This window comes from Microvirga sp. P5_D2, assembly GCF_054049475.1.
This window is the reverse complement of the sequence record NZ_JBFUMH010000187.1, coordinates 1-8,863: the sequence shown is the minus strand read 5'-3', so window position 1 is coordinate 8,863 and position 8,863 is coordinate 1. Positions and strand designations below refer to the sequence as shown.

Annotated in this window: 11 protein-coding genes and 1 pseudogene; 4 read left to right on the top strand and 8 right to left on the bottom strand. The window is 61.7% G+C overall.

Features of this window, described 5'->3' with window-relative positions; all coding sequences use genetic code 11:
• From ACXJKO_RS27085 to ACXJKO_RS27075, 3 genes are all read right to left on the bottom strand, one after another.
• On the bottom strand, positions 1-319 hold a 319-nt coding region (locus tag ACXJKO_RS27085; protein ID WP_457094149.1), incomplete at its 3' end, for a potassium-transporting ATPase subunit KdpA.
• A gap of 12 nt (positions 320-331) precedes the next feature.
• Positions 332-421, bottom strand: coding sequence for a K(+)-transporting ATPase subunit F (gene kdpF / locus ACXJKO_RS27080; RefSeq protein ID WP_457094148.1), 90 nt, complete (start codon positions 419-421; stop codon positions 332-334).
• A 13-nt stretch (positions 422-434) separates the two neighbouring features.
• Positions 435-563: a hypothetical protein gene (locus ACXJKO_RS27075; RefSeq protein ID WP_457094147.1), complete on the bottom strand. Its 129-nt coding sequence runs from the start codon at positions 561-563 to the stop codon at positions 435-437.
• A gap of 211 nt (positions 564-774) precedes the next feature.
• On the opposite strand from ACXJKO_RS27075, the gene ACXJKO_RS27070 reads away from it, so the two are divergent.
• Complete coding sequence (locus tag ACXJKO_RS27070) at positions 775-2,685, top strand: potassium transporter Kup (RefSeq protein ID WP_457094146.1); 1,911 nt, start codon at positions 775-777, stop codon at positions 2,683-2,685.
• A 33-nt stretch (positions 2,686-2,718) separates the two neighbouring features.
• On the opposite strand, the gene ACXJKO_RS27065 is transcribed toward ACXJKO_RS27070, so the two are convergent.
• From ACXJKO_RS27065 to ACXJKO_RS27055, 3 genes are all read right to left on the bottom strand, one after another.
• Positions 2,719-3,924 carry a cytochrome P450 gene (locus tag ACXJKO_RS27065; RefSeq protein ID WP_457094145.1) on the bottom strand — a complete coding sequence of 402 codons (1,206 nt, stop codon included), beginning with the start codon at positions 3,922-3,924 and terminating at the stop codon, positions 2,719-2,721.
• A 391-nt stretch (positions 3,925-4,315) separates the two neighbouring features.
• Positions 4,316-5,215 (bottom strand): alpha/beta fold hydrolase, encoded by a 900-nt coding sequence (locus ACXJKO_RS27060; protein ID WP_457094144.1) that lies wholly within the window; start codon positions 5,213-5,215, stop codon positions 4,316-4,318.
• A 4-nt stretch (positions 5,216-5,219) separates the two neighbouring features.
• Positions 5,220-5,876, bottom strand: a complete 657-nt coding sequence (locus ACXJKO_RS27055; protein ID WP_457094143.1) for a DUF2239 family protein — start codon at positions 5,874-5,876, stop codon at positions 5,220-5,222.
• A gap of 144 nt (positions 5,877-6,020) precedes the next feature.
• Here ACXJKO_RS27055 and ACXJKO_RS27050 point away from each other — a divergent pair, with 144 nt between their 5' ends.
• Positions 6,021-6,356: a GIY-YIG nuclease family protein gene (locus ACXJKO_RS27050; RefSeq protein ID WP_457094142.1), complete on the top strand. Its 336-nt coding sequence runs from the start codon at positions 6,021-6,023 to the stop codon at positions 6,354-6,356.
• Positions 6,357-6,640: 284 nt separating this feature from the next.
• Here the strand turns inward: ACXJKO_RS27050 and ACXJKO_RS27045 are convergent, their stop codons facing one another.
• Positions 6,641-6,832, bottom strand: a complete 192-nt coding sequence (locus ACXJKO_RS27045; RefSeq protein ID WP_457094141.1) for a hypothetical protein — start codon at positions 6,830-6,832, stop codon at positions 6,641-6,643.
• Between the two features lie 207 nt (positions 6,833-7,039).
• Positions 7,040-7,384 (bottom strand): annotated as a pseudogene (locus ACXJKO_RS27040) (CoA-transferase); the annotation flags it as partial.
• Positions 7,385-7,566: 182 nt separating this feature from the next.
• Between ACXJKO_RS27040 and ACXJKO_RS27035 the strand changes: the two are divergent.
• Both ACXJKO_RS27035 and ACXJKO_RS27030 read left to right on the top strand, forming a co-directional pair.
• Positions 7,567-8,631, top strand: coding sequence for a dsDNA nuclease domain-containing protein (locus tag ACXJKO_RS27035; protein ID WP_457094140.1), 1,065 nt, complete (start codon positions 7,567-7,569; stop codon positions 8,629-8,631).
• A gap of 51 nt (positions 8,632-8,682) precedes the next feature.
• On the top strand, positions 8,683-8,863 hold a 181-nt coding region (locus ACXJKO_RS27030), incomplete at its 3' end, for an AAA family ATPase (protein ID WP_457094139.1).

Below are 8,863 nucleotides of genomic sequence, written 5' to 3'. Positions count from 1 at the left end.
AGGCGAGATCGGGCGAGAGGGCGCCAAAGCCCTGCGGGTTGAACGGCAGGAAACCTTGCAGCCTCAGGATCGCGTAGAGCAGTGCGAAGCCCGCCGCATTGAACAGGAGCATCGCGAGCGCATAGGCGCGCCAGCCCTGTTCCCGGGCGGGATCGACGCCCGCCAGGGCATAGAAGCCGCGCTCGACGGGGCCGAGCACAGGCGAAAGAAGGGTGGGCTTGCCGGCATAGACCTTGGCCATGAAGGTACCGAGCGGCACGGCCGCCAGCAGGACGGTTGCGAGAATGATGACGATCTGGAGCCAGCCATTGAGGGTCATGGGATCGGCCTCCTAGAAGCGTTCCGGCCGGACCAGCGCCAGGACGAGATAGCCGGCGAGGCCCAAGGCGACGATGCCGCCGAGAAGAAGATCGAGGGACATGGATCAGCCTCCCTCACAGCCGCTCGGCCGCGCGGGCATACAGCGCCATCAGCGCAAAGAACCCAAGGCCGGTGAAGAGATAGACGAAGTCGGACATGACAGCACCCTGTTGAGAGTGCCGAAGGCTAAGTCCAAGCCTCATCAAATCTCGATTGGGAAGTGGGGTCTCGAATATAAGGGCGGCATAAAGAACCGCCGACACTGGCTTGCTCGATGAGGGGTCGACTTCGGCCGAAAGCCCCGCCGGGAGCCTATATTCCAGGGTCCGCCTAAGGTGAAACCCTTCGCGGCACGGCTACGTTGGGGCCAAGGGGATGCCACTCCCCACATCGGATACGAGAGGGAGGCAGTCCATGGCCGCAATAGGCATCAGCGGGAGCGCAGCCGCAGGTTCACCAGACCACGGGCACGCAGTCCCGACCTCCTTCTGGGCTCTGACCCTCGGCACCATTGGAGTGGTCTACGGCGACATTGGCACCAGCCCGCTCTACGCGCTCAAGGAGAGCCTTGCCGCCGCCACTGGACATGTTGGCGCCGGCGCCCTCACCCGGGAGATGGTGCTCGGCGTGGTGTCCCTCATCCTGTGGACGCTGATCATCATCGTGACGATCAAGTACGTGGTCATCGTGCTGCGGGCCGACAACAACGGTGAGGGCGGCACCCTCTCGCTCGTGACGCTGGCGCAACGGGCCCTCGGCCACAGCACCGGGGCCACCATTATCCTCGGTATGGTCGGCGCGTCGCTGTTCTATGGCGACACCATCATCACGCCCGCCATTTCCGTCCTCTCCGCCGTTGAGGGTCTCAAGCTGGTGACGCCCGCCTTCGATCCCTACGTGGTGCCGCTCAGCTTGGTCATCCTGATCACCCTCTTCGCCGTCCAGCGGTTTGGCACCGCGAGCGTGGCCTCGTTCTTCGGCCCGATCACCGCCTTCTGGTTCCTGGTCATGGCCGTGGGTGGCCTGATGCACATCCGGGATGATCTCAGCATCCTCGCTGCCATCAATCCAGTCCGCGGTCTCAGCTTCCTGCTCAATCATGGCACCGCTGGGCTCCTCGCCCTCGGCGCGGTGTTCCTGTCGGTGACCGGCGCGGAGGCGCTCTATGCCGACATGGGTCACTTCGGGCGGGCTCCGATCCGCACGGCCTGGATCGGCCTCGTCCTGCCGGCGCTGGCCCTCAACTATCTCGGGCAAGGTGCCATGCTGCTGGCGCACCCCGAGGGGCTGGAAAACCCGTTCTTCCTGCTCTACCCCTCGTGGGCGCTGCTGCCGATGGTGATCCTGGCCACTGTGGCGACCGTCATCGCCAGCCAGGCCGTGATCACCGGCGCGTTTTCGATCTCGGAGCAGGCGATGCACCTGGGCGTCCTGCCCCGCTTCCGCGTCATGCGCACCTCCGAGACCGAGAAGGGCCAGATCTACGTCCCGTTCATCAACTGGCTTCTGCTCACGGCGGTGGTTCTGGTCGTCGTCCTGTTCGAGTCGTCGAGCGCCCTGGCGGCGGCCTATGGTTTGGCCGTGACCGGTGACATGGTCATCACCTCGTGCCTGCTGTTCATCGTCGCTTGGAAATTCTGGCGCTGGGCACCGGCTGTGGCGGCGCTGGTGATCGCGCCGTTCTTGGCCATTGAACTCGTGTTTCTCGGCGCGAATGCGCTCAAGATCCCGCACGGCGGCTGGTTCCCGCTGCTGGTCGGTACCGGCCTGTTCACCCTGATGTGGACCTGGCGCAAGGGCACGCGCCTGCTGGCGGAGATCTCGCACCGGGATCGCCCGCCATTGGCCGAGTTCATGCGCAGGGCCGAGAGCAGCCCCGTGCCGCGTGTTCCGGGTACCGCCATCTTCCTCACCGGGAATTCCCAGGATGTGCCGGCCGCTCTGCTGCACAATCTGAAGCACAACAAGGTGCTGCATGAACACAATGTCATCCTGACGGTGGTGACCGAGGAGGTGCCGCGCCTGCGGGACGAGGGCCGCGTCACCAGCGAGACGCTCTCGGACCAGTTCTCGCGGGTGATCGTGCGGTTCGGGTTCATGGAAAGCCCGAACGTGCCCAAGGCGCTGGAGGCCGCAAACTTCGACCTGAGCAACGCCTCGTTCTTCCTGTCGCGGCGGGTGCTGCAACCCTCAGCCCAATCGGGGCTGCCACTCTGGCAGGACTACATCTTCATTCCGATGGCTCGCTCGGCGAGCGATGTCTCGGATCAGTTCTGCATCCCCGAGGACCAGGCCGTCGAAGTGGGCGCGCGGATCACCATCTGACTTGATGCCTGATCGGGCACAAGCGAGGACAGGTTACCGGACCGAAACCGTGACCGGCAGCCGTTCGATCGCCCTGAGGCCAGGCCGCGGCCGCCACCGGATGGCGTCCGGCGGCACGGCCAGTTCGAGCCTGGGCCAACGCTTGAACAGCGCCTCCAGCGCGCACTGTGCCTCGATCCGGGCGAGCTGGTGACCGAGGCAAAAGTGGATTCCCGTGCCAAAGGCCAAGTGCCGATTGGGCCGTCGCGCCAGATCGAGCCTCTCAGGGTGAGAATTGGCGCTAGGGTCGAAATTGGCCGCCGCCAGCATGGCCATGATCCGGTCCCCTTTCCTCAATTTGATCCCGCCGAGCTCAATATCCCTTCCGACAAACCGGGGCTTGGTGAATTGCACTGGGGAGATGAAGCGCAGGAACTCCTCTACGGCCAGCGGGGCGCGGCTCCAGTCCTCCTCGAGCCAGTCGCGCAGACGCGGCGTCCTGAGGAGTTCATGGACCGATCCGCTGATCAGATGCGTGGTGGTTTCGGATCCGGCGCCGAGGAGGAGAAAGACCATGGCCACCATCTCCTGGCTGCTGATGCGTCCGCCCTCCTTTTCCACGCGGATCAAGTCCGCGATCAAGCCTTCGCCACCGGTGCTGCGGGCAACCTGCAAGCGTCCCTCCAGGTATCGCTTCATCGACTGGATGCCGGCGATCATGCGCAGCAGGCTGAGCGTGCCGGTCAGGCGGGTCAGGCTGGTTGCCCAGGCGATGAAGCGGGGCCTGTCGGCACGAGGCAGGCCGAGCAGTTCGCAGATAACCGAAAGCGGCAATCTGCGGGCATAGCGCTCGACCATGTCAGCGGGGCTGCCGTCGGCAAAAAGCTCAGCCGCAAGCCCATCGGCAATCGCGAGTATCCTTGGCTCCATGTCGAGAACGGCGCGGCGCCGAAAGGCCTCGTCGACGATACCACGCAGGCGGGTATGGTCCGGCTCATCCATGGACAACATGCTCACTGCGAGTGTGCGGATCCACCCGGGCATCCACCAGCGCAGGCCAGCGAGCGAGCCGTTCCTGCGCATCGTGAAGGTCTCGCTGTCCTTCAGGACGCGGCTGGCCATCTCGCTGTCGGTGGTGATCCAGGTCCGCCCGACGATCGGGAAACGCACTTCCACAATGGGGCCTGCCGCCCTCAGCCTCGTGAGCGTCGAGGCGGGATCGCGAAGATAGTCCTGGCTCGTGAAAGCGAAACGCCGCATGACGTGTGACCCCTGACGACGATGGGATCGGCCGCAGCCTGACCTACTGCTCTGCCGGCGATCGCCGCATGACTTTTCAGAGACGGTCCGAGACTACGGAGCCCATCACGCTCAAGCAATGTCGCCTTATGCCCCTGGATATCCGTTAGCGTGGATGCCGTGCGGCAGCGAAGTTCCGGATTGGGTCAGGTAGTGAAATTTGTTCACTGCCAGGAACGTCCGCTGTTCCTTGCTGGAGCAGACCATCGGCCTACTTCCGAGAAGTGCCATTTGCAGTCCTTCGCCTGCGAGCGTCGCGAGGTTTGCGGCAGCGCCTACGCATAAATGCAAGCGATGTCGTGGCGGTTGGGCGACAGCGTGGATTGGGCCTTTGGGCGCCTGGAGTGTCGCTTCAGTGACTTGATGACCGCCGAGCCGCCCGGTCAAAAGCCTCGACGACCGTGTGATACAGCGCCGGCGGCAAATCATGCCCCATTCCATCGATCAGCATGAGGTCCGCATCCGGGACCGAAGCTGCGGTGTCTCGGCCGCAAGCCGGAAGGAAAATCGGATCATCAGTACCATGAATAACGAGCGTCGGTGCGGTGATGGTCGCCAGGCGTGAGCGACGGTCGCCGGCCACAGCCATCGCGGCGATCTGCCGTGCGGAGCCACCGGGATCATAGGCGCGCCGGGTCTCCTCCAGGATGAGGAGGCGATGAGCCTCTTCGTCAAACGCATGGCCGCTGCCAGCGATGCGCCGTGCAAAGGTAAGCTTGTGTGCGAGGAAGCCGGTTTCGTCCGAGACGGGATCCGGGGCCGGGCGCATCATCATCGCCATGACCTCGGGCGCGGCCTGGGGCAGCATGGGATTGCCCGTGCTCGACATGATCGAGGTCAGGGACAGCACCCGCCCGGGATGCTCGCTCGCCATAATCTGGGCGATCATCCCGCCCATCGAGCGCCCGACGACATGCGCCCTGTCGATGGCGAGGGTGTCTAGCAGCCCAATGGCATCCGCAGCCATGTCGTGGAGCGTATAGGGAACCTCGGGTCGCTGCCCAGCCATCAGCGCTGCCGCTAGCGCACCGAAGTCCGGCGGAGGGCACTGGTGAAAATGGGTCGAGTGTCCACTGTCCCGGTTGTCGAACCGGATCACGCGGTAGCCCCGCGCCGCCAGCGCTTCGCAGAAAGGGACCGTCCACCGGATCATTTGCGTGCCTAACCCTGCGATCAGCAGGATCGCCTCGTCGGCCTCGTCGCCGAAACTGTCATAGGCCAGATCGATCCCATTGGTCTTCGCGATGGTCATGATGCTATTCCGCTCGGAGTGAGGTTAGATGAGCCGGCGGGCCAAACGCCAAGCGCAGGACGTGCGACCGGACGTCTTGGGGCCAGTCCGCGATGCATTGCTCCAGCCTAGAGCGATCATCCGCGAAGAGCGCGCGCGTCGCCTCCTCGTAGCCCGGCAGATCGCCCGCCATGGCCAGCATGAAGTGATAGGCGGCTTCCTGGGCGGCACGTTTCTGCTGTCGCGCTCCCCCTCTTTGGCGGGCCTCGTCTACCAGCCTTCTCAGGGCGGCGGATGCGCCACCCGGCTGAGTGGCCAGCCAGTCCCAGTGCCGCGGCAGCAGTGTGACCTCGCGCGCAACGACGCCCAGTTTTGGTCGCCCCCGGCCCCTTGGTTCGAAACTCTCGTCCTTCGCAGGTTCAGTCGCCTCATCCGCATCGGGGCGGTAGCGCCCAGCATGCGTCCGAGGCGGCTGGGACAATCTCTCGACGATGTCGGCCTCGGACCCGCGCAGGTCCAGATCGATGACGCGGCCGGTCGCATCGTCGAAAACAAGGATCGCGTTCGATGAGCGATTGTCGGTGGCCGCTTTGACCGCGAGAGCCACTTCGACCAGCGGGCCGGAGAGGAGCACGCGATGACCGTCAAAGGCCGTGCAGGGTTTGGCAAGGAGGTCGGACACGTTCAGCACCACAAGTTAGTCGCTAATTACTACCCGGATAAAATACTTGCGTCAATATTGCCCGGGTAGTATTCACGGAGGGCGTCCTTGCGGACGCCGAGGCGATATGCAGTCGTCTCGCAACGGACTGAAAGGTTTGGCGGGATGAAGGGCGAGGCGCGCAAGGCGGCAGTGGCAGCCTACAAGGAACGCAAGGTCGTCGGCGGGGTCTATGCGGTTCGCTGCGCGGCTTCCGGCGAGACCTGGGTCGGACACTGGCCCAACATCGAGACCATTCAAACCCGCCTGTGGTTCACGCTGCGACAGGGCACCCACCCCAGGAAGGAGATGCTCGAGGCGTGGCGTCGCCACGGCGAGGCGCAATTCAGCTTCGAAATCCTGGAAAGGCTCGAGGATGAAACCTCATCGTACACGCGTGACTCGTCTTTGAAGGATCTGGCATCCCGTTGGCGGGAGAAATTGAAAGCCAACCCGATTTGAAGAAGAGGAATTCCAACTTCCACCTGTCGCGCATGCGCCCGACCTGATCCATCACTGATGAGGAGCGTCCCGAGAAGGACCCGTGCTTCGTCGCTCCGAAGGACCGCTCCGGGTGATCACCTGAAATTCCGGGTGCCTTTTGAACGTCTGCTGATCCCGGCTACAACGGACATTCGACCTCCTTCGCGGATGTGTCGAATCCAGACTATATGGTCTCGGTGTCCGCGGCCGCCGTGGGGAGCGATGCTCACGTGCAGCAGGTCCCCCGAACCCATCGCTTTGGGCTAGGTGTCCTCGCGCTTCCCGGGTTCCTTCCAGCGGGTGAGCGGCTTGCTCGGGCGTTCTTGTCGGATGAGGCGCCGCTTGGCTCCGGGCACCGGAAGGAAGCCCATCTCCTCGAGGGCTTCCCCGAACGATTGGTCTTTCTCAATCGGAGCGGACTCTGGCTTCTCCGGCCGTTCAAGCTTCCCTGCCACGTAATGCCTCCTTAGCCCCGCGTGACTTGTCCTTACTACATGACGCACACTCTGTATTGCTCAGATGCGAGGTTCAGGAGGGCGCTGCCATGCTCCTTCAGACGGGTACGACCCGATTGTTAGACACCCTTCAGTGGATCTCTTGCTCGGCTGCTGAACATTCCTGTCTGCGAGTGTCCCTTCTTTACTGCGAGCCCACCTCGCTGCTTACTCCGCGGCGGAGGAACGAACCTGAGCGATAGCTTTGACAAACGGTGCATCGGTCTTGGCGGTGATCTCCTCGACCGTCACGCCGTCCGCCAGCTCGATCAGGGTCATGCCGGAGCCGCCCTTCTTATCGACGGAGAACACGCCGAGATCGGTGATGACCAGATCCACTACGCCCGCGCCGGTGAGCGGCAGCGAGCACGCCTTGAGAAGCTTAGGATCCTCCGAGCCGTCCTTGGCCTTGGCGACGTGCTCCATGACCACGACCACGCGCTTGACGCCCGCCACGAGATCCATGGCGCCGCCCATGCCCTTGACCATCTTGCCCGGGATCATCCAGATCGCCGGTCTCGGCCACCTGCCCACAGCAGACACGACCGAAGGATCGGTTGCCCAGCAGAATATATCTGAGATTGGCGTTAGAGGATTAGTTTCCCTCTCGATTCGCTATTTTCCAAACGTGGGTATCAATACATTGGACTGATATCGATCCCGTTGAATGATTCGGTTCTGCCCGGGGAAGAAGCTTGAGTGTCATCGAAGATCTTTTAACTGTGCAAGAGCGCGAGAATGGCGGACGGACGGCATATGATCGATTCGACTTCCAAACCGCATGGGGCATTTCACAGGTTCTGAAACTACATAGCACAGGTTCGAACTATGCAATCGGGTTCGAATTTCACGATGATATCGTCGAACTTGATGACGCCAATACGCCCTCAAAGGCAACCTTCTACCAGTTGAAGACTCAAGAGGCTGGCCACTGGACGATCGCAAAAATCGCCACGCGGCCAAAAAGCACTGGCAAGGATAAAACGCTGAAGGCGTCCTTCGCAGGCAAGATGTTCGATAACGTCATGCGCTTCGGTGACACTGTTAAGCGGATCGTGTTTGTGAGCAACCAACCGCTAGCCGAGATCGGGACGAAACAAGGCGAGCATCCATTTTCTTCGGCAAGTAAGGACGATGTAGCGAAATTCGTGACCGCGCTGCAATCTGAGTACTCGGCATTCAACGAGGCCGATCACCTAGGCTACTTTCACTTCAACTACTGTCATCTCAATCTTGCAAGCTATGAAGCCGCCATATTTGGCGAGGTTAGCATATTCCTCAAGGACTATGCTTCGATTGACGCTGGTGCATACCCGTTCACCCTGAACCTTGTCCATCATGGCAAAAAGCGTTCCAAATCACTTGCTGACGTGTCGGATTTTGCTGCCCTCAAGAATTCGAAGTTCGTGACGCGGCAAGATGTAGAGAGCTGGCTTGGGTCGCTCAACGCCGAGCATGCATATYGTCCGAACTGGGAAACTGTTTCCCGACAGTTGGCGCTATCTCATGCAGAAGATGCGAAGATCGAGCGTCAATGGTCGACCTACATTGCTGAACGAAGGCGCCGTTGGAATGCATCAACACTAGAGTTCGGTGACAACGTTAAGAAGCGAGTTGAGGCGATAATCGACAAGGCACCAGATTTGAAATCTGGCCTCGAAGACGCCGTACCGTGGGTCCGTGACATGGTACAAGATTGGAACCCGGCTGCATCTGATCACTTCATCAAGGCAGTCATACTCTATGAGTACAAGCGATGAGAGACAGCGACCGCTTCCTCCTTCTGATCCGCAATCTTAGAAAAAAGAACCATGAAACGCTTGCTATTCGAACGTCTGGAGTTGCTGTCGCTGAGCGAAAGGAAGGCGCGGACGGTGGAGTTCCACCCTCGTCTAACAGTGATAACGGGCGAAAACGGAGTAGGTAAGTCGTCGGTAATAAAGAGCCTTTACTGGACCCTTGGCGCAGCTCCGGCCGTGATGCATCCGAGAT

Bases quoted from the DNA above. Each gene is read 5' to 3' on its own strand.
- ACXJKO_RS27065 (WP_457094145.1), bottom strand. From the start codon at position 3,924: ATGCGGCGTTTCGCTTTCACGAGCCAGGACTATCTTCGCGATCCCGCC.
- ACXJKO_RS27070 (WP_457094146.1), top strand. From the start codon at position 775: ATGGCCGCAATAGGCATCAGCGGGAGCGCAGCCGCAGGTTCACCAGAC.
- ACXJKO_RS27060 (WP_457094144.1), bottom strand. From the start codon at position 5,215: ATGACCATCGCGAAGACCAATGGGATCGATCTGGCCTATGACAGTTTC.
- ACXJKO_RS27075 (WP_457094147.1), bottom strand. From the start codon at position 563: ATGAGGCTTGGACTTAGCCTTCGGCACTCTCAACAGGGTGCTGTCATG.
- ACXJKO_RS27050 (WP_457094142.1), top strand. From the start codon at position 6,021: ATGAAGGGCGAGGCGCGCAAGGCGGCAGTGGCAGCCTACAAGGAACGC.
- kdpF (WP_457094148.1), bottom strand. From the start codon at position 421: ATGTCCCTCGATCTTCTTCTCGGCGGCATCGTCGCCTTGGGCCTCGCC.